Below are 18,674 nucleotides of genomic sequence, written 5' to 3' on the forward strand. Positions count from 1 at the left end.
TGCCGTCGGTGCCCGATCCTGGTGACATGAGTGCCAACGGTGCCGACGCCGAGGACACCCAGGGCGCCGAGGCCACCGGCCGGGGCAGACACCCGCGCCGGCCGCCCCCCGCCTACGCCGCCGCGGCCCGACGCTCGCTACAGGTGACCCTCGCCGCCGGGGGCACCTTCTACTTCTTCCTGTACGGCCTCGACCAGCCCGTCGCCGCCACCTACGCGCTGTTCGCGGCGGTCTCGCTGGCCGGCCTCGCCCGCATCCCCGGCACCGGGCGGCAGCGCGCGGGCATGCTGCTGCGACTCCTGCCGGTCACCTGGCTGCTCGTCGCCGCCGGCACCCTGCTCGCCGTGGAGACCTGGAGCGCCGTCGCCGGCATGCTCGTCATCGGCTTCGTCCTCGCGTTCGTCGCGGTCGGCGGCCCACGGCCCGCCGGAGCCGCGCCGGGCCTCCAACTCCTCTACATCCTTCCGTCCTTCCCGCCGTTCGCACCGGAGCAGCTGGGCGAGCGGCTGATCGGGGCCACCACCGGAATCCTGCTCCTCGTCCTCGCCGAGGCATTCGTGTTCCCGGAGCCGCCGACCGTGTCGTACCGGGAGCTGACCGCCCGTGCCGCCCTCGCCGCCGAACAGTGCGCCGCCGACCTCGCCCGCGCGCCCTTCGTCCTGTCCCCGGCGACGAGAACCTCGGCCGCCGCGGCGGCCGAGGCCCTCCGGCCCTCACTCGTACCGGAGGCGGAACGTCCGGCCGGCCCCGGAGTCCGCTCCCGCGGCCTGGCCCACGCCGGCCTCGCCGCGCGGACGCTCCTGCACCGGCTCGTCCGCCTGCCCCCGCTGCCGCCGGACCACAAGCCCACTCCCTCGGGCCTGGACCTGCTGCACGCCGTCGGGCGTTCCGCGGCGGACAGCGCGGCGCTGCTGCGGGGCGGGCCCGCCGGCGGACCGGACGCCGCACCGGCCCGCGAACGCGCGGCGCTCGCCGCACTCCCCACCGGAGGGGTGAGTCCGGCGGCCCTGCGCCGCCGCGCCGACCTGCTGGAACTCGCCGACGCCGCGTCCGCTCTGGCCCGCGCCTCCGGTCTGGCCGTACGGGGCCGGGAGGCGGCCTCCGGCGTGCCCCTGGACCGGTTCTGGTACGCGCGGATGCGGGCCCCGCAGCTGTGGTGGCGGAGGCTCGTCGGGAACACGGGAAGCCGGTCGGTGTTCTTCCAGAACGCCGTCCGCATCAGCCTGGCCCTCGCCGCGGCCCGCGCCGTCGCCGGCATCGACACCCTGCCGCACGGTTTCTGGGCGATGCTGGCGACCCTGTCCCTGACCCGCACCACCCTGGTCGCCACCCGGACCGGGATCCGGCAGGCCGTGACCGGGACCCTGGTCGGCGCCCTGGCCACGGCGGGCATCCTCGCGCTCGTCGGGGCGGACACCACCGTGTACGCCGCCGTGCTGATCCCCGTACTGCTGCTGACGTTCACCGTGGGACCGGTGAAGGGCGTCGGCTGGGCACAGGCCCTGTTCGCCATCACGGTCGCCCTGGTGTTCGCCCAGCTGGCGCCCGCCACCTGGCAGCTGGCCGAGGTCCGGCTGCTGGACGTCCTGGTCGGCAGCGTGATCGGCGCCGTCTTCGGGCTGCTCGCGTGGCCGCGCGGAGCGCAGGACGAGGTGCGGCGGTCGACCGCCGTGCTCCTGCGGTCCGCCGCCGAGGCCGTCGTCATGACGAGTTCGGCGCTGGCGGCCGGCGGCCTGCGCGACCCGGCCGCGCCGCCGCTCAACGGTCTGCTGCGGCACTCGCTCGTGCTGGCCGAGTCGACCTTCGCGCAGTTCCAGAGCGAACCGACGGCGCCCGTGGCGGCACGGCCCGGATCCGTCCGGACCCGGGAGGACCCGTCTCGGGCCGTCGACTGGCAGGCCGCGCTGCTGGCCGGGCACCACACGCTGTGGGGAGCGGAACGCGTCCTGCTGCCGCCCGCGTCCGCGGACGGCCCGGTCGGGCCCGTCACCGTACCGCCGCTGGAGCCGGCCGTGGCCGCGTCCCTCACCCGGCTGGGGGAGCGGGTGGCGGGGCGGATGCTGCTGCTGTCCGCCGTACTGGACGAGAACGCGCAGGCCGAACGGGTCCCGGTGCCGCCCCCGCTCGCGGGCCGGGCCGCCGGCTCGCCGCCCGGGGTCGGGACGGCGGCCGGGGTCGAGACGGCGACCGAGAACACACCGGTGCCCGAGGACGGGACGGCGACCGACGTCGCGGGGGCCTGGGCGCCGAGCGGCTCGTACGCGGCGGACGCCTGGCTCCGCTCGCTGCTCCTCGACCTGGATCGGATCACGGGCGGGAGCGGTGGCGGCGGAGACGACGGCGCCGCGAGCGGGGGAGCGGACGGGTCCGGGCGGGTGGCGGCCGAGGGTGCACGGGACGCCTGACGTGGCGGCCGTCCCGTCAGGCCCCTGCGCGACGCGGACCGGCCGGAACCGGGCCCGAGGGGTACCGTTCCTTCTAAGGAACCCCTCAGTCCGCCGGTCCGCAGGCCGGTCCGCGTCAGAGTGCCCGGAGCGTGCCCCCATGAGCCGACTCCACGCCCACCCGTCCGCCGACGCCGAGGACCTGCTGCACACGCTCGTCCGGCTCACCGGTGAGGTGCTCGAAGGGATCAAGCTCCAGGAAGCCCGCGTCGAGCTGGCCCTCGCACTGCAGCGCCAGGTCCTCCCGGCCGAGCTGCCCACGGTGCCCGGTCTCGCCGTCGCCGCCCGCTACGTGCCCGCGCGGCGGGGGCTGGAGATCGGCGGCGACTGGTACGACGGCTTCGTGATGGCCGACGGGACGATCGGCGTGGCGATCGGGGACGTCCAGGGCCACGACGCCGAGGCCGCGGCCTTCGTGGGGCAGGTACGCAGCGGACTGCGCGCCGGCGCCCGGGCGACCACCGACCCCGGCGACGTACTCGCCCAGGTCAACGAGCTGCTGGTGTCGATGGACAGCGGACTCTTCGTGACCTGTTCGTTCCTGCGCTTCGACCCCGTCACCCACGAACTCGCCGGAGCCCGCGCGGGCCACACCCCGGCGGTCTGGGCCACGGCCGACGCCGGCCCCCGTTCCGTCCTCGACGCGGGCGGACTGCCCCTGGGCATGTTCCCGGGCGAGCACTATCCGGTCACCCGCCGTGTCCTCACCACCGAGGGCGCCGTCGTCCTCGTCACCGACGGAGTGGTGGAGGGTCCGCGCTTCCCCATCGAGGACGGCCTGGAAGCGGTGGCCGCGCTGGCACACGCCGGATTCGACGCCGACGCCGACCTGCTGGCCTCCTCCGTGATCAAGATCGCCGACATGACGGGCCACAGCGACGACGCCGCCGTGGTCGTGCTCCGGCACGCCGCCCTTTCCCCGCCGTGACCGACCCGACCTCCGCCCGCCGTGACCGACCCGGCCTCCGCCCGGTGGTCTTCCGGTCTTCCGCCCGGCCGTCTGCCGGAGCCCTGCCCTGCGCGTCACCGCCAGGCGTTGTTCGATGAATACATGACGTTCCTGGAACGGCTGCGGGGACACCCGACCGGCGGTGGCGCCGTCGGCGCCGTCGTCATGGTGCTCGCCGTCGCGGGCGCCTACTACGCGGGGGCCCGGCTCGGGCTGCTGCAGGAACTGGTACGCGGACAGGTCACCCCGCTGTGGCCGCCGACCGGCATCGCCGTGGCCTGCCTTCTCTGGTTCGGCCTGCGGGTGTGGCCCGGGATCGCGCTCGCCGCCTTCCTCGTCAACCTGCCGATCGGGCCGTCGCTCCCCGCGGTCGTCGCGATCGCCGCTGGGAACACGCTGGCGCCGGTCGTCGCCTTCGTGCTGCTGCGCCGGGTCGGCTTCCGCACGGAGCTCGACCGCATCAGGGACGCCTTGGCGCTGGTGTTCCTCGGCGCCCTGGCCGGCATGTTCGTCAGCGCGACCGTGGGCGCCGGTGCGCTGACGCTCTCCGACGCGGTGCCGGACGGCGGCTTCTGGGCCGCGTGGTCGGTGTGGTGGACGGGCGACGCGATGGGCGTCCTCGTGATCACGCCGTTGCTGCTCGTCCTGCCTGCCCTGCGTCGGCCTCGCGGCGTCTCCCCCTACCGGTGGGCCGAGGCGGCGCTGCTGCTCGCCGGCACGGCCGCCGTCACGGTCGTCGCCACGACGAGCACGGTCAACCTGCTCTTCCTCGTCTTCCCGTTCCTGCTCTGGGCGGCGCTCCGGTTCCAGCTGACCTGCGCGGCGCCCTGCGTGCTGATCGTCTCGCTGCTGGCGATCCACGCGGCGGCGAACTCCTCCGGGCCGTTCCAGGGCCACGACCTCTTCGACCAGATGTTCACGCTCCAGGCCTTCAACGGGGTGGCCTCCATGACCGCCCTGCTCCTGTCGGCGATCGTCACGGAACGCAACCGCACGCATGAGCAGGTCTCCTACGTGTGCGGGCTCCTCGCCACGGCGGTCGCCCGGCTCACCCACGACGAGGGTTCCGGGGTACGGCTCCGTCCGCCGGAGCACGACCTGCCCGGAACCGCGCCCCTTCCCGACGGCCCCGCCGGTCCCTTGCGGTCTCCGCTACCCGGACTCGGCGCCCAGGACCCCGGTCGCGGTCCTGGTTCCGGCCTCGGTGCTGGTCCCGGTCCCGGTCCCGGAGCTGGTTCCGGTGCGGCACCGGGACCGGAGGGCCGCGGCCCGGCGGACGGGGCCGGCACGGACGCGAGCCGCTGACCGGCGCGCCATCGACCGCCCGTACGCGGGCGGCAGCAGGTCCCCGGTCGTGGACGCCGGAGTGCAGCGCACCCCGACGCCGCGCGGCAGCGCCGCTCACGTCCCCGACGGCCGCGGCTGCTCCGGCGGAACCGAGCTCTCGGCGACCGCCATCCACTGGTCCAGGTCGGCCTGGGTGAACTCGGTCCACGGCGGGATTCCGGGGAGCCGCCGGAGGAGGTCGTAGGCCTCGGGGATCCGGGCTCCGCGGAGGACCGGGCAGTGACAGCCGGCGATGACCTCGGCGTTCAGGTGCTGGAAGTCGGTGACGACCGTCCCGAACTTCTCGGCGTCCAGCAGGGCGACCCAGGGGGACACCAGGCTTCCGCCGAAGAGCTGGCCGTCGCGGAATTCGTCCGGCGACAGCGCCGCCATCTCGGGCACCGGGGTCGGCACGTTCGTGGCGAAGGTGTCCACGGCCCACAGGACGCCGGCCTTCGGGTCGAAGAGGGCGCGGGTCGTGGGGTTGTCGTACAGGGGCGGCCGCTTGGCGACCAGCGTGCGATCCCCTGCGTCGATCGTGTCGCCGTCGGTCATGAAGCGGCACCGGTTGACCGGAGTCTCCCACTCCTCGGCCATGCGGCCGATGGAGAACCATGTCGTCAGCAGGGTGGCGTTCGGGCATTCCGCGAGGACCGCCAGGAGATTGCCGGCGTGGTCGCGGTCGTCGTGGGTGAGGAAGATCCACCGTACGTCCAGCGGATCCACGAGGGACCAGGCCGCCTCCAGCCACTGGGAGCGCACCGCGGGCGCCCCGGTGTCCACGAGGACCGGTTCGCTTCCCCGGATCACCATCGAGTTCATCGGGAAGTGGCCGACCGGCGGGGCCTCAAGGGCCCACGGGATGACGAACGTCTCCTCGGCGATCTTGTACGGCTGCAGAAGGTCGAAGCTCTCCGTGGTGGTCATCGCTGCCCTCCCTAGGACGGAGTCGCCGCAGCGTTCATGAATCCAGTCCAGCCCCGTGCCGGACTGCCGTCAAACGCGGAGTTCCCGGCGGTCGGATTCGGTGAGCGACGGCCCCGTGGCGGAAACCGCCCCCCACCTTCATGACATGTCATTGACAAGACGGGCGCTTCGTCGCTTGATGGGAGGCGGCACGGAATGGGAGCGCTCCCACTCTGTCGCTCCTCGGGTGCGCGTTCCCGGGCATCCGTCAGCACCCGTACCGGGGCGACTCCTCCGCCCTCGTGAACCACGTCCACCGCACCCGCCGATGGAAGGTCGACCCCATGCAGCGCTTCCGCCCCCGACGGCGCGCCTGTCTCACCGCCGCGGTCCTCACCGCCGCCCTGCTGTCCCCGCTCGTCCCGGCGACCACCTCCGCCGCCGCGGGCGACACGAGCCCGGTCCGGGTGAACCAGATCGGCTACCTCAGCGGCGCGGACAAGATCGCCACGATCGTCAGCTCCGCCTCCACGCCCCTGGCCTGGCAGGTCCGCAGGACGGCCGACGACGCGGTCGCCGCCTCCGGCACCACCCGGGTCCACGGCGCGGACCGCGCCTCGGGCGATCACGTCCACCAGGTCGACTTCTCCTCGTTCACCCGGGCCGGCGACTACCGCCTCACCGTCGACTCCGCGGGCGCGAGCGTGCCCTTCTCGATCCGGGACACCTCGCTGTACCCGCAGCTCGGCCGCGAGGCCATGCAGTACTTCTACTTCCACCGCATGGGTACCCCGGTGGAGGGCCGCCACCTGCAGAACCCCGCGCACGCGCACGCCGCCCTGCATCCTGGGGACGACTCCGTGCCCTGCTACGGCAACTGGTGCGGCGGCGGCCGGCTGGACGTCGCGGGCTCCTGGGCCGACGCCGGGGACTTCGGCGTCTACCCGGTGAACCACGCCGTGTCCGCGTGGACGCTGCTCAACCTCTACGAGCGTGACCCCTCGGCCTACGGCGACGGCAGCCTGGCCCTCCCGGAGAGCGCCAACGGCCGGCCGGACATCGTCGACGAGGTCGCCTACGGCTCCCGCTTCATGCCGGGCATGCTCCCGCCGGCCGGACTCGCGTCCCACAAGGTGCACAACCACGAGTGGAGCGCCTTCCCCGTCGCCGACGTCGGCGCGGAGAACGCCTTGGCCCGCTCCGCGATGCCGCCCTCCACGAACGCGACCTATGCCGTGGCCCGCAACAGCGCCCAACTCGCCCGGGTCCTGCGGGCCTTCGACCCCGGCCGTGCCGACCAGCTGTGGGCGAGCGCCCGCACGGCCTGGGAGCGCGCCGAGGCGCAGCCCGACGTCGACTACCCCAGCGGCACGGACGCCGAGGGCGGTGGCGACTATCCCGACACCGTCAACAGCGACGACCGCTATGCCGCGGCCGTCGAGCTCTACCTCACCGCCGCGCGGCGCACCGACTCCGGCACCGACACCTACCGGCGGGCGGTGACGACCTCACCCCACTACGGCCAGGTCGGCATGTTCGACTGGGCCGAGGTCGCCACCACGGGGACCCTCTCGCTGCTGGCGGTCCCCAACGACCTGCCCGCCGCCGACCTCGCCCGCATGCGCGGCAACCTGACCGGCTTCGCCGACCGGATCGTCGCCACGCTGAACGGTGAGGGCTACCCCTCCCTCCTCCCCGGGAGCGCGGCCTACCCGTGGGGCTCCAACTCCGCCATCGCCAACCGCATGCTGCTGCTCGGCACCGCGCACGCCGTGACCGGCGACCTTCGTCACCTGAAGGCGATGCACCGCGGCATGGACTACCTGATGGGCGCCAACGCGATGCGGCTGTCGTACGTCACCGGGTACGGCGAGCACGCGGAGTCCGACCTCCACGACCGCCTGGCCTGGGGTGGCTACCCGGGCACGCCGTACCCGCGCGGCTGGCTGTCCGGAGGCCCCAACAACGAGCTCGTGAACGACAACGCGACCCCCACGGGCATGCCCGCCGCCAAGTCCTACGCGGGCCCCGGCACCGCACCGGACGCGTGGTGCTCCAAGGAGAACACCGTCAACTGGAACGCTCCGCTGGCCTGGGCGGCGACCTACCTCGACCGTACGGCGAACCGGCTGGTCGCACCGGGGTCCGGCGACACGACCCCGCCCTCGGTGCCCGCGGCGCTGCGCGTCACGGGCGCGACCGCGAACTCGGTGGCGCTGAGCTGGGACGCGTCGGACGACGGGCCGGGCAGCGGGGTGGCGGGCTACGAGGTGCTGAGGGACGGCGTACGGGTCGGTGACGTCACCGCCCTGTCGTTCACGGACACGGCGCTGGCCGCGGGCCGCACCTATGCGTACACCGTCCGGGCCCGGGACGCCGCGGGCAACCTCTCGGCCGCCTCGGCCCCGGTGCCCGCCACGACCGCCGGGGACCCGGCCGCGACCCTGCTGTCCCAAGGCCGTCCGGCCTGGGCCTCGTCGGTCGAGAACGCCGGCCTGACGGCCGCCCTGGCGGTGGACGGCCGGGCCGACACCCGTTGGAGCAGCGCCTTCCAGGACGGCCAGTGGATCAACGTCGACCTCGGCGCCTCGCGCTCGGTCTCCCGGGTGGTGCTGCGCTGGGAGGCCGCGTACGCCAAGGGCTTCCGGGTGCAGATCTCCGACGACCCCGCGTTCGGCACGTCACGCGACCTGTTCGCGACGACGGACGGCCGGGGCGGCACGCAGACGCTCGACGTCCGGGGCGAGGGCCGTCATGTCCGCGTCCTCGGCACGACCCGCGCGACGCCGTACGGCATCTCGCTGTACGAGTTCCAGGTCTACGGCCACTGACGCGGAAGTCCCGCCCGGCCCCGCGGCGCGTCCGCGGGGCCGGACGGCGGTTTTCTGCCGTCCGTGGGTCGCGGCGGAGCGCTCCGTGACACGGTCCCGGCCCGTGCGCGACCGCGGTTCAGCCTGAGGCCGGAGCCGCGCGCGGTGTCGGCCGGACCCACGCCGGTACGTACCGGAACACGCCGTGCGGGCCCTCCAGCCGCGAGTAGTCCTTCCAGTCCATCGGGTACGTGCCTTCGAGGATGCGGGTGTGGGGAGGGTACGTGCCTTCGGCCCAGAGGAGCGTCCCGGCGAGCGTGCGGCCCTCGTGGATCCGGAAGTCCGCGTCCCTGGTCCTCGTGGCACCCGCCTTCGGTGGCGTCCACAGGGCCTTGTCGTTGGTCAGGAGCAGGGCCAGTCCGTTCTGGCCGGGGTGGGTGCCGAAACTCTCCAGCCTGGCGATGTCGGACACGAAGCCCAGCCGGCCGAGGTCGGTGGCCGCGTGCGACGACAGCGCGTACCGCTCCTTCGAAGGGCCCGCCGTGCCGCTCCATCCGGCCTTGAAGTACTTGAACTCGACGGCCGTGCGGCCGGCGGGACCGGCGCAGAGCAGGTCGAGGTGGATGGCGCCGGCCATGCCGTTCGGAAACTGACGCACCTCCAGGCGTGCCTCGATGCCGGGTGCCAGCTCCCACAGGACTCGCGCGAACCCGTGCTGGAGATCGGCTTCCGAGTGGAACACCGGCCGGCTCCGTGCGAGGCGCGCCATGACGTCGGTCAGAGGGATCTCGCCCGCGATGAGTTCGGGTCCGCGAGACCCCGCGGCCGTCACCGGGACACCGATCCGTGATCGCGTCGAGCGGCGTGCGCGCGCTTCACCGTCATGCGTCCCCCCGGAGATGGCTCGGTCGTCGCGACGACGGTATCGGCCACTCGCCCGCGTCTGCGCGTGGTTCACGCAGAGAGGAGGCATCCGTGCCGTTCCCCGGGCTCAGGCGTGTGCCAGTTCCCCGAGCAGTCTCCAGGTGCGGCGGCGGTCGGCCTCGCCGCCGAGTTCGGTGGCCGTGAACACCACCTCCGTCGCGCCGGCGTCGCGGTAGCGCCGTATCTCGGCGGCGACATGCTCCTCGTCCCCGATCACCGCCAGGTCCGTGGCGCGCGTGGCGCCGGAGAGCGCGATCGCGCGCTGGTAGGAGGGGATGCCCTCGTACAGTGCCAGCGCGCCGGCCGCGGTCTCCCGTACCGCGTCCGGGCCGGCGGTCACCACGCCGGGAACGAGGGCCACGATCCGCGGCGCCGGCCGGCCCGCCGCCTCGGCGGCGGCAGAGACGGCCGGGACGATGTGCTCGGCGAGCGCGCGCGGTCCTGCCAGGAACGGCAGGATCCCGTCGGCGAGTTCACCGCTGACCCGGAGGGTCTGCGGTCCCATGGCGGCGACCAGCAGCGGCACCGTCGGCCGCGCGTCGGGCACTGCCGCCGGCAGCGGGGTCGTCGCCGTCAGCAGCTCGCCGTGGAAGTCCGCCTCCCCGGTCTCCAGCAAGGGGCGCAGAGCGGTGAGGAACTCCCTGAGGAGCGCCACGGGTCGTTCGTACGGGATGCCGAAGCCCTGCTCGACCAGGTGCCGGGCGCCGAGGGCGATGCCCAGGTGGTAGCGGCCGCCGGTGGCGGCCTGGGCCGTCTGGGCCTGGCTGGAGATCAGCAGCGGGTGGCGGCCGAAGACGGGGATCGCCGACGTGCCCACCTCGAGCCCGGGTACCTCGCGGCCGACGATCGCGGCCAGCAGGGGAGAGTCGTACGAGAAGCTCTGACCGAACCACGCGGAGCGCAGCCCGGCGTCCCGCGCCTCTCTCGCGAGGCGCACCGTGGCGTCGATCGGAAGCTGACGGGAGGTCGCGCTCAGAGTCACACCGATAGTCATGGTCGCGGCAACCGCCAGTGCCGCGAGCGGCATTCCGGATCGCGTGTGACAAGCGTGTGGCGGCTCCGTGACGCGGTCCGAGCGAGGTGGAGTCCGGGTCGAGGAGGGCGGGTTCGGCGGATATCGCCCGCCTTGGGGAGCGCGCTTTCGGTCACCTCGTGCGCCTGGTGTCCCGTCACCACCCGTGGTGGCGAGGGAGCTTCGATTGCGGAGCCATGGCGGTTGCATGACAAGGCTCCAACTTCCTTGTTCTACGCCCGTAGCGCCGCCAGGCTGCTGATCACGCCGGGAGCGGAACACGCCGTTCCCAGCCGTACGTGCGACCCCACGCACCCCCCACCACCGAGCGCCGCCCCACCAGGGCGCGCCGCCGATGAGGAGGACTCCCTCGCCATGACACTCCCGCAGAACTCCAGGACCCGTCTCGCCGTGACGGTCTCCACCGCGACCGCCGCCGCACTCCTGGGCACCTTCGCCGCCGTCCCCGCCCAGGCGGCTCCCGCCGAGGGCGTCGTGCTCGCGGCGGGGTCGGCCGACGCCGTACCCGGCAGCTACATCGTCACCCTGAAGCCGGGCGCGGGCATCAGGGCCGGCTCCGCCCAGGGCCGCGACCTGATAGCGGACTACGGCGGCCGGGTCGGCAAGACCTTCGGCTCCGCCCTCAACGGGTACACGGCCACCCTCGGCGCGACCGAGGCCAGGCGGCTCGCGGCCGACCCGGCCGTGGCCTCCGTCGAGCAGGACCGGATCGTCCGCTCCGACGCCACGCAGTCCAACGCGCCCTGGGGCCTCGACCGCATCGACCAGGCGAACCTGCCGCTCTCCGGCACGTACACCTACCCCGACAGCGCCGGCGGCGGAGTCACCGCGTACGTGATCGACACCGGTGTCCGCATCACGCACTCCCAGATCGCCGGGCGCGCCACGAACGGCTACGACGCGGTCGAGGGCGATTCCGTCGCCCAGGACGGCAACGGCCACGGCACCCATGTCGCCACGACCATCGCGGGCTCCACGTACGGCGTGGCCAAGTCGGCGAAGATCGTGGCCGTCCGCGTCCTGGACAACAACGGCTCCGGCACCACGGCCGGTGTCATCGCCGGCATCGACTGGGTCACCGCCCACCACACCGCGGGCGCTCCGGCCGTGGCCAACCTGTCCCTCGGCGGCGGCGCCTCCACCGCCCTCGACAACGCGGTGAAGAACTCCATCGCGGACGGCGTGACCTATGCGGTCGCCGCCGGCAACTCCGGTGTCAACGCGTCCTCGTCGTCGCCCGCACGGGTCCCCGCCGCCATCACGGTCGGCGCCACCGGCAGCACCGACGCCAAGGCCAGTTGGTCCAACTACGGCTCGGTGCTCGACCTCTTCGCTCCGGGAGTCTCCATCACCGCGGGCTGGAACACCGGCGACAGCGCCACCAACACCATCTCGGGCACCTCCATGGCCACCCCGCACGTCGCGGGCGCCGCCGCCGTCTACCTGGCCGGCCACCCCTCGGCCACCCCGGCCCAGGTCTCGGCCGCACTGGTGAACGGCGCCACGCCGAACAAGGTGACCAGCCCGGGCAGCGGTTCGCCGAACCGGCTGCTGAGGCTCGTTCCGTAACGCCGTCGCCCGTCACGGGTGCGCGAACGCCCCCGGAGGCCGCATGCCTCCGGGGGCGTTCGGCGCGCGCGGCCCGGGTCACCACCAGTAGGCGGGATACCTCGGCGCCGTGCGGCGGATGCGGGAGCCGGCGTATCCCGTCAGCACGAGCAGGACGGTGGAGCCGAGGAGCAGGGGCACGAACCGGACCGGATCGGGGGTCTGGAGGACGATCACGACCGAGGTGGCGCAGGCGGCCGCGTGCGGCGTGCGGGCGAGGGTCAGCAGGGCCAGCGTGGCGCCCGCCGCGACAGCCGCCGCCCAGGCGCTGCTGCCCGCGACGGCCAGTGCGGCGTATCCGACGGCCGCCCCGATCAGGTGGCCCCCGACGACACCGCGAGGCTGTGCGAGCGGCAGGGTGGGCGCGCTGTGCACCAGTGCGGCGCTGGCGGCCAGTGGCGGTATGAGCACCGGCTCGTGGAGGGCCGCGCCGATCGCGACCAGCCCCAGCAGGACGGCGGTCACGGCGCTGATGCTGTGGAAGGCGGCGAGCGGGCTGGGCCGGGCCGGAGCCCGGCCGGCGATCCCCGTCCTCGGGGAGGACGGCGGCGGAGTGGTGCGGGTGGTCTCGGGGCGCAGGGGTGTGGCGGTGCTCATGGGGTGTTTCCGGGGCGGGCGGCCGAAGCCGGGACGGGCGGGGGCAGGGTCGACGGGGCACGGGGCTCTGTGATCGACAGCCGGCCCGCCCCTGCGCCGCACCCGGGTGCGGCGGCGCATCCGAGCACGACCTTATCGTCCGGGTGTGCGACGGAATCGACCGGGGTCGGCGAACGCCGCACGTCAGGGGCGTACGGGCGGTCCGGACCCCAGGCTTCGAGGCGTGCCTTCAGTTCCGTGCGCGGGTCCGTAGCCCGATGCGAGGGGCAGTCGGCCTCGGGTCCGAGGGAGGCCGTGGGCCGGGTCGGAGGGGCGCACTCCCTCGCGGCGCCCCGGCCGCCGGTGCCGGGACGCGGGATGGCAGGGTCGTACCGACCACCCGGGAGGACCCCGTATGACCCGCACCACGCCCCCGCGCCCCGTCGACGTGGCGGCGCTCTTCCCCGCGCTCGCCGCCCACCGCCGGACCGCGACGCGGCTGCACCCCCGACCGGGTGCGGCGACGGCGGACCAGAGCTCGGTGGGCGGGCCGCTGCTCTGGCCTGCCGACGAGCCCTGGCCGGTGTGCACGGCCGTGCACGCCAAGGGCAAGGGGCATCGGCTGTCCGACGTACGGCTGCGCCGCCGCGTCCACGACGAGGCGCGCGGACGGGCGCTCACCCCGCAGGAGCTGCGACTCCTGGACGGTATGACCCGCGGCCGGCACGCCCCGGAGCTGCGGGACGAGGACCCCGTGCCCCTGCTGGCCGTCGCCCAGCTCCACACCCGGGACGTCCCGGACCTCGTCGGTCCGGAGGGCCACGACCTGCTCCAGGTGCTCTGGTGCCCGTTCGAGGCGCACGGTCCGGATCGGACGATCGACGTCCGGCTGGTGTGGCGGCGGTCCGCGGACGTCGGCGCGGTTCTCGCACCGCAGCCCGCACCGCAGGTCGTCGGCCGCGAGGAGTGCGTTCCCACCGCCTGTGTCGTCCACCCGGAGCAGGTCGTCGAGTACGAGTACCTCGGGCTGCTCGACGAGGAGCTCCAGGACGCCATCGACGCGTGGGAGGAGAGCCTCGACGATGACGCCGACGAGGGTGAGGACGGAGAGGGGGACGACGACGGGGACTCCGGAACCTCCGTGAGCTATGCGACCTACGAGGAGTACGAGGCGGCCATGGCCGCCGCCCGCGCCGCGGAACCCGAGACCGTCGACTACATGAGCGACCTCTCGATCGCCCCGGGCTGGAAGGTCGGGGGCTTCGCCTCCTGGCATCTCACCGACCCCGCCCCCGTCGACTGCGCCTCGTGCGGGACGCCGATGCCGCCGCTGCTCACCGTCGCCGGAGTGGAGTGCGACGGTGCCTCGCACAGCTGGATCCCGGTCGAGGACCGCGGTGCCGCCGACGATCCGCGGGCGATCGACCCGGTGGGCGTCTACCTCGGGCGCGGTCTCCTGCGCGTCCACACCTGTCCGGCGGACCCGGACCACCCGCATCGGCTGAGCTTCCAGTGACATCCCGGGGCGGCGCGATCAGCTTCCCCTCCCGGCACCCTCGCTCCTCCCGGTCCCGGTCCCGGTGCCCGCGTTCCTCCCCACGCCCCGCTCCCCGCGTTCCTTCGGGGCCGGGGAGGCGTGCCGTCGGTGCGTCTTCTACCGGAACCCGGGCCGGTCTGGAACGATCCGTGGATCTTCCCGTGCTCCGAGCGATGAGGAGTGGCCATGTCCGGACAGTTCGAGGCGACGGTCGACATCGACCGTCCCATCGACGAGGTGTTCGCCTACCTCGCCGACGGACGCAACGATCCGAAGTTCAGCCCCCGTGTGCAGCGGATCGAGCGGATTCCCGAATCGCCGACGGCGGTCGGCACGATCTTCCGCAGCACGGTCAAGGACGCCGGGATGAAGACCGCGCGCGAGTTCCGCATCACCGCCTTCGAACCGCCGCGCTCCCTGCGCTGGGCCGAGGAGTCCAAGAACATCGTGACGGCCGCTCAGGGCGGTTACGACCTGGAGCCGTTGCCGAACGGCGGGACCCGGGTCCGCATCCACAACGTCCTGGAGGGCCACGGCCTCGGCAAGCTGCTCGTCGGCTTCGCGCTGAGCGCCGCCCGCAAGGACGCCCCCGCCTTCGGCCGACGCATCAAGGCCGCGGTCGAGGCATCCTGATCCGTCGGGGCCCGGCACGGTGCCGGGCCCGCGCGGACAAGGGGAGACGTCACCGTGGAACGCTCATTCGAGGACCTCGTCGAGGAGGCCGCGTCGGTCTCGGTCGAGGGCTGGGACTTCTCCTGGCTCGACGGCCGGGCCACCGAGCAGCGCCCGTCCTGGGGCTACCAGCGCGTGATGGCCGAGCACCTGGCCGGGGCGAAGGCCGCGCTCGACATCCAGACCGGCGGTGGCGAGGTCCTGGCCGGTGCCCCCGTCCTGCCTCCGACGGCGGTCGCCACCGAGTCCTGGCCGCCGAACGTCGCCAAGGCCACGGCCCTGCTCCACCCGCGCGGCGTCGTGGTCGTCGCCGACGCGGACGAGCCGCCGCTGCCGTTCGCCGACGCCGCCTTCGATCTGGTCACGAGCCGGCACCCGGTCACCGTGTGGTGGGACGAGATCGCCCGGGTACTCGCGCCGGGCGGCCGGTACGTCTCCCAACAGGTCGGCCCGGCCAGCGTGTTCGAACTCGTCGAGTACTTCCGCGGCCCGCAGCCCGAGGAGGTGCGCCGGTCGCGGCACCCCGACGACGCGGTGGCCGGCGCCGAGGCCGCCGGGCTGGAAGTCGTCGACCTGCGATCGGAGCGGCTGCGCACGGAGTTCTTCGACATCGGCGCCGTGGTCTACTTCCTGCGCAAGGTGATCTGGATGGTGCCCGGCTTCACCGTGGACGGATACCTGGACCGACTGCGGGACCTGGACGAACGGATCCGCGCCGAGGGCCCGTTCGTCGCCCACACGACCCGCTTCCTCATCCACGCCCGCAAAGCCGCCTGACCCCGCGACGGTGTACGGGCGGGGCCGGCCGGCGGGCGTACGGGCCGGCCCCGCGGCCCCGGGATCGTCCGGCGGTACGGGGGCGACGCGCCGGGAAATGCGATCGACAAGCGGGTGCCCCACCCCCTGTGATGGACCCGTACGCCCGCGAGCGGGCCCCTGCCTACCGTTGGAGCCGTACACGTGGCGACCGAGCAACTCACCGCATCCCGGCCGCCGATCGACGCCGCGCTGGCTCGCCGCCTGATCACCGCGCAGTTCCCGCAGTGGGCGGGGCTGCCCCTGGAACCGGTCGAACCGGCCGGGTCGGACCACGTGATCCACCGTCTCGGGGACGAGCTCGCGGTCCGGCTGCCGCGTCATTCCGGGGCGACGGAGCAGGCCGGCAAGGAGTACGAGTGGCTGCCCCGGCTCGCGCCGCGCCTTCCCCTGGCGGTGCCGGAACCGGTGGCGGTGGGCGAACCCGCCTTCGGCTACCCGTGGTCCTGGGCGGTCTCCCGCTGGCTGGCGGGCGAGGTGGCCACGGTCGAGGCGCTGGCCGACTGCCGCGCGTCGGCCGTCGGACTGGCGGGCTTCCTGACCGCGCTGCAGAGCCTCACCCCCGAGGGACCGGCGCCCGATGCCGGCGGGGCACTTTCCGGCCGCCCGCTCGCCGACCGCGACCGGGGGACCCGGGCCGCCATCGCCCGGGTCGGCGGCGTGTTCGACACGACGGACCTGACCGGACTGTGGGAGTCCGGACTGCGCGCGCCCGGGTGGGACCGCGCTCCCGTCTGGTTCCACGGTGACTTCCACACCGGCAACCTGCTGACGGTCGACGGCCGCCTGAGCGCCGTCATCGACTTCGGCGGACTGGGCATCGGCGACCCGGCGTGCGACCTGGTGATCGCCTTCACCCTCATGTCGGCCGACACCCGTGCCGTCTTCCGGGAGGCCCTCGGCGTCGACGACGCCACCTGGACCCGGGGCCGCGCCTGGGCACTGACCACCGGGCTGAACGCGTACACGGCCTACGCGGCCACCAGCCCGAGGGTGGCCGCGCAGACGACCCGCCAGATCACGCAGGCCCTGATCGGCTGACGACCGGGTCGCCGTGGCCAGGGGTGCCCGGAGAGCGGAGGGACCGCACGAGCGATCCGGAAGCGCGACCGGTCGGCCGCCGACCGGTACGCCTCCCGCGCCGAGGCCTTCACGGCCCACGGCGGCCCGCTGCCGTCCAGTGGATTCAGATCCGGCGTCGGCTCCTTCCTCCCGGGCGAAGCCCAGGGCGAGGGACTGTGACGACCCGCTCGCCCCTCCCGCCCGGAACGTCCGTCCCTGCCTCGCGCCCGGTGAGGAGGAGTGTTTCCCTGAAGAGGAGGAAGGACCCGGCTCGCGGACCCGGCACGAGGACGCGGAGGAGCGGCGACGCGTCGCGCACCGCGCGGTCAGGATCCGCGAGAAGCGGACGGGCCCTTCCTCCCGCCGTCCCCCTCGGGCACGCGGACGACGGCGCCCGCGACTCCGGGCGCGGTCCCTGAAAGGCGGTGGAGGCCATGGAGTCGCCTCTCGTCGTAGGAGTCGACGGTTCCGAGAACAGCCTCACGGCCGTGGACTGGGCCGTGGACGAGGCCGTACGCCACGGTCTCCCCCTGCGCCTCGTCCATGCCTCGCTGTGGGAGCGGTACGAGGGCGTCGTGGGTCCCGGAGAGGAACGGCCACCGGGCCAGGTGCTGGCCGAGAACATCACCGCCGCCGCACTCGAAAGGGCCCGGCGCCGCGCCCCGGAACTGCCCGTCGACACCGACATCGTCGCCCAGGACGCGTCGAGCGCCCTCCTCGACGAGGGGATGACCGCGTCCGCCCTCGTCGTGGGATCCCGCGGCGGCGGGGGAATGGCGGGGCTGCTCCTCGGCTCGGTCAGCCTCCTCGTGGCGGCCCGCGCCCACTGTCCGGTGGTCGTCGTGCGCGGTGAACCGTCCGCGCTGGACAGCCGCCACGCGCGCGTCCTGCTGGGCGTCGGCGGCGACGAGGCGGACGGGCCGGCCCTGCGCTTCGCCTTCCGCGAGGCGGCGGCACGGGGGTGCGAGCTGGAGGTCGCGCACGCCTGGCGACGCTCGGTCCGCGACCCGGTCCACCATCCGTTGATGGCAGGCGGGGCGAGCCCCTACTTCGACGGGCGCGCCGCCGAGCTGCTCGACGAGGTCCTCGGCCCGATGACGCGCGCCCACCCGGAGGTGCGCGTGCGGCGGACCACCGGCGAGGGCCCCGCCCGCCGGCTCCTCGTGGAACGCTCGACCGACGCGGACCTCCTGGTCGTCGGCGCCAGACGCCGCGGCGGCCTCATCGGTCTCGAACTCGGCCGCATCGCCCACCGCGCCCTCCACCACGCCGCCTGCCCCGTCGCCGTCGTACCCCGCCACCCGGACGCACGGGAGGGGGACGCCGAGACCTGAGCGCGGGCGCGGGTGTACGGGCCCCTGCCAGGGCGAACGCGTGCCCCTCCCGGGCGCGCCGCCGGAACGGCAGTGCCTGCGCCGGACCGGGGCACAGGCCGGCCGGCCCCGGACGGGGGCCCGTTCGGCCCGGTCGCACTGCCCCGGGCGGCTCTCGGCCGGGGACGGCCCGCGAGCGACGGTGGAGACAGGACGACATCGCCGCACGAGGAGGACACGGTCATGGCCACCGGCAAGGAGCGCCGTCGCTTCATCCCCGACTTCGACACCTGGTTCGGCAGCGAGTTCCCGGGTCTCCCCGGCTGGCGTCCCGCGACCGCCGCCCACTCCATCCCGATCGAGGTGACCGGTCAGGACGGTCGGTACGTCCTGCGCGCGGAGCTGCCCGGGATGGACCCCGATCACGACATCGGCATCACGGTCGACGGCGACCTCGTCACCGTCACCGCCGAGCACACGGACGGCCCGGAGGACACGGAGCACTCCGAGTTCCGCTACGGCTCGTTCCGCCGCAGCGTGCGGCTCCCGGCCCGGATCCCGCCCGAGGGCGTGGACGCTTCGTACGCCGACGGGATCCTCACCGTGCGCATGACCCTGGAACGCCCGGCCGAGGAGACGGGCCGCCGCATCCCCGTGAAGCGGGCCCCGGACGCCGGCTGAGGCGCCCGGCACGAGCG

Annotated in this window: 14 protein-coding genes and 1 pseudogene; 11 read left to right on the plus strand and 4 right to left on the minus strand. The window is 74.3% G+C overall.

Features of this window, described 5'->3' with window-relative positions; all coding sequences use genetic code 11:
- The first annotated feature begins 26 nt into the window (after positions 1 to 26).
- The 3 genes and pseudogenes from ACGFZF_RS25395 to ACGFZF_RS25405 form a co-directional block, all read left to right on the plus strand.
- A complete protein-coding gene (locus tag ACGFZF_RS25395) occupies positions 27 to 2,405 on the plus strand; it encodes an FUSC family protein (RefSeq protein ID WP_393557609.1) in 2,379 nt (792 codons plus the stop codon).
- Between the two features lie 139 nt (positions 2,406 to 2,544).
- Complete coding sequence (locus tag ACGFZF_RS25400) at positions 2,545 to 3,372, plus strand: PP2C family protein-serine/threonine phosphatase (protein ID WP_393557611.1); 828 nt, start codon at positions 2,545 to 2,547, stop codon at positions 3,370 to 3,372.
- A gap of 186 nt (positions 3,373 to 3,558) precedes the next feature.
- Positions 3,559 to 4,482: pseudogene (locus ACGFZF_RS25405) on the plus strand (MASE1 domain-containing protein); the annotation flags it as partial.
- A 312-nt stretch (positions 4,483 to 4,794) separates the two neighbouring features.
- On the opposite strand, the gene ACGFZF_RS25410 reads toward ACGFZF_RS25405, so the two are convergent.
- The gene (locus ACGFZF_RS25410; RefSeq protein ID WP_393557613.1) at positions 4,795 to 5,646 is read right to left on the minus strand and encodes an MBL fold metallo-hydrolase; all 852 of its coding nucleotides are present in this window, start codon (positions 5,644 to 5,646) and stop codon (positions 4,795 to 4,797) included.
- Between the two features lie 323 nt (positions 5,647 to 5,969).
- On the opposite strand from ACGFZF_RS25410, the gene ACGFZF_RS25415 reads away from it, so the two are divergent.
- Complete coding sequence (locus ACGFZF_RS25415) at positions 5,970 to 8,456, plus strand: glycoside hydrolase family 9 protein (protein WP_393557615.1); 2,487 nt, start codon at positions 5,970 to 5,972, stop codon at positions 8,454 to 8,456.
- A gap of 118 nt (positions 8,457 to 8,574) precedes the next feature.
- On the opposite strand, the gene ACGFZF_RS25420 is transcribed toward ACGFZF_RS25415, so the two are convergent.
- Both ACGFZF_RS25420 and ACGFZF_RS25425 read right to left on the minus strand, forming a co-directional pair.
- Positions 8,575 to 9,177 carry a hypothetical protein gene (locus tag ACGFZF_RS25420; RefSeq protein ID WP_393557617.1) on the minus strand — a complete coding sequence of 201 codons (603 nt, stop codon included), beginning with the start codon at positions 9,175 to 9,177 and terminating at the stop codon, positions 8,575 to 8,577.
- A 249-nt stretch (positions 9,178 to 9,426) separates the two neighbouring features.
- A complete protein-coding gene (locus ACGFZF_RS25425) occupies positions 9,427 to 10,353 on the minus strand; it encodes an LLM class F420-dependent oxidoreductase (protein ID WP_393557619.1) in 927 nt (308 codons plus the stop codon).
- Positions 10,354 to 10,746: 393 nt separating this feature from the next.
- On the opposite strand from ACGFZF_RS25425, the gene ACGFZF_RS25430 reads away from it, so the two are divergent.
- The gene (locus ACGFZF_RS25430; protein WP_393557621.1) at positions 10,747 to 11,961 is read left to right on the plus strand and encodes a S8 family peptidase; all 1,215 of its coding nucleotides are present in this window, start codon (positions 10,747 to 10,749) and stop codon (positions 11,959 to 11,961) included.
- 78 nt (positions 11,962 to 12,039) lie between these two features.
- Here ACGFZF_RS25430 and ACGFZF_RS25435 read toward each other — a convergent pair whose 3' ends face one another.
- Complete coding sequence (locus ACGFZF_RS25435) at positions 12,040 to 12,597, minus strand: HPP family protein (protein WP_393557623.1); 558 nt, start codon at positions 12,595 to 12,597, stop codon at positions 12,040 to 12,042.
- A 394-nt stretch (positions 12,598 to 12,991) separates the two neighbouring features.
- Between ACGFZF_RS25435 and ACGFZF_RS25440 the strand changes: the two genes are divergently transcribed.
- The 6 genes from ACGFZF_RS25440 (at position 12,992) to ACGFZF_RS25465 (ending at position 18,657) form a co-directional block, all read left to right on the plus strand.
- Complete coding sequence (locus tag ACGFZF_RS25440) at positions 12,992 to 14,092, plus strand: hypothetical protein (RefSeq protein WP_393557625.1); 1,101 nt, start codon at positions 12,992 to 12,994, stop codon at positions 14,090 to 14,092.
- A gap of 207 nt (positions 14,093 to 14,299) precedes the next feature.
- The gene (locus ACGFZF_RS25445) at positions 14,300 to 14,746 is read left to right on the plus strand and encodes an SRPBCC family protein (protein WP_393557627.1); all 447 of its coding nucleotides are present in this window, start codon (positions 14,300 to 14,302) and stop codon (positions 14,744 to 14,746) included.
- Between the two features lie 54 nt (positions 14,747 to 14,800).
- Positions 14,801 to 15,562, plus strand: a complete 762-nt coding sequence (locus ACGFZF_RS25450; protein WP_393557629.1) for a class I SAM-dependent methyltransferase — start codon at positions 14,801 to 14,803, stop codon at positions 15,560 to 15,562.
- Between the two features lie 183 nt (positions 15,563 to 15,745).
- A complete protein-coding gene (locus tag ACGFZF_RS25455; protein WP_393557631.1) occupies positions 15,746 to 16,642 on the plus strand; it encodes an aminoglycoside phosphotransferase family protein in 897 nt (298 codons plus the stop codon).
- A 455-nt stretch (positions 16,643 to 17,097) separates the two neighbouring features.
- On the plus strand, positions 17,098 to 17,997 hold the full coding sequence (locus ACGFZF_RS25460; protein WP_393557633.1) for a universal stress protein: 900 nt from the start codon (positions 17,098 to 17,100) through the stop codon (positions 17,995 to 17,997).
- Positions 17,998 to 18,219: 222 nt separating this feature from the next.
- On the plus strand, positions 18,220 to 18,657 hold the full coding sequence (locus ACGFZF_RS25465; RefSeq protein WP_393557635.1) for an Hsp20/alpha crystallin family protein: 438 nt from the start codon (positions 18,220 to 18,222) through the stop codon (positions 18,655 to 18,657).
- The last annotated feature ends 17 nt before the right edge of the window (positions 18,658 to 18,674 follow it).

Source organism: Streptomyces sp. NPDC048338 (assembly GCF_043201055.1).
Taxonomy (GTDB): Bacteria; Actinomycetota; Actinomycetes; order Streptomycetales; family Streptomycetaceae; genus Streptomyces.

Excerpts from the sequence above, each read along its gene's own strand:
- ACGFZF_RS25410 (WP_393557613.1), bottom strand. The coding sequence starts at position 5,646 with ATGACCACCACGGAGAGCTTCGACCTTCTGCAGCCGTACAAGATCGCC.
- ACGFZF_RS25415 (WP_393557615.1), top strand. The coding sequence starts at position 5,970 with ATGCAGCGCTTCCGCCCCCGACGGCGCGCCTGTCTCACCGCCGCGGTC.
- ACGFZF_RS25465 (WP_393557635.1), top strand. The coding sequence starts at position 18,220 with ATGGCCACCGGCAAGGAGCGCCGTCGCTTCATCCCCGACTTCGACACC.
- ACGFZF_RS25435 (WP_393557623.1), bottom strand. The coding sequence starts at position 12,597 with ATGAGCACCGCCACACCCCTGCGCCCCGAGACCACCCGCACCACTCCG.
- ACGFZF_RS25400 (WP_393557611.1), top strand. The coding sequence starts at position 2,545 with ATGAGCCGACTCCACGCCCACCCGTCCGCCGACGCCGAGGACCTGCTG.
- ACGFZF_RS25440 (WP_393557625.1), top strand. The coding sequence starts at position 12,992 with ATGACCCGCACCACGCCCCCGCGCCCCGTCGACGTGGCGGCGCTCTTC.
- ACGFZF_RS25460 (WP_393557633.1), top strand. The coding sequence starts at position 17,098 with ATGGAGTCGCCTCTCGTCGTAGGAGTCGACGGTTCCGAGAACAGCCTC.
- ACGFZF_RS25425 (WP_393557619.1), bottom strand. The coding sequence starts at position 10,353 with ATGACTATCGGTGTGACTCTGAGCGCGACCTCCCGTCAGCTTCCGATC.
- ACGFZF_RS25430 (WP_393557621.1), top strand. The coding sequence starts at position 10,747 with ATGACACTCCCGCAGAACTCCAGGACCCGTCTCGCCGTGACGGTCTCC.
- ACGFZF_RS25395 (WP_393557609.1), top strand. The coding sequence starts at position 27 with ATGAGTGCCAACGGTGCCGACGCCGAGGACACCCAGGGCGCCGAGGCC.
- ACGFZF_RS25445 (WP_393557627.1), top strand. The coding sequence starts at position 14,300 with ATGTCCGGACAGTTCGAGGCGACGGTCGACATCGACCGTCCCATCGAC.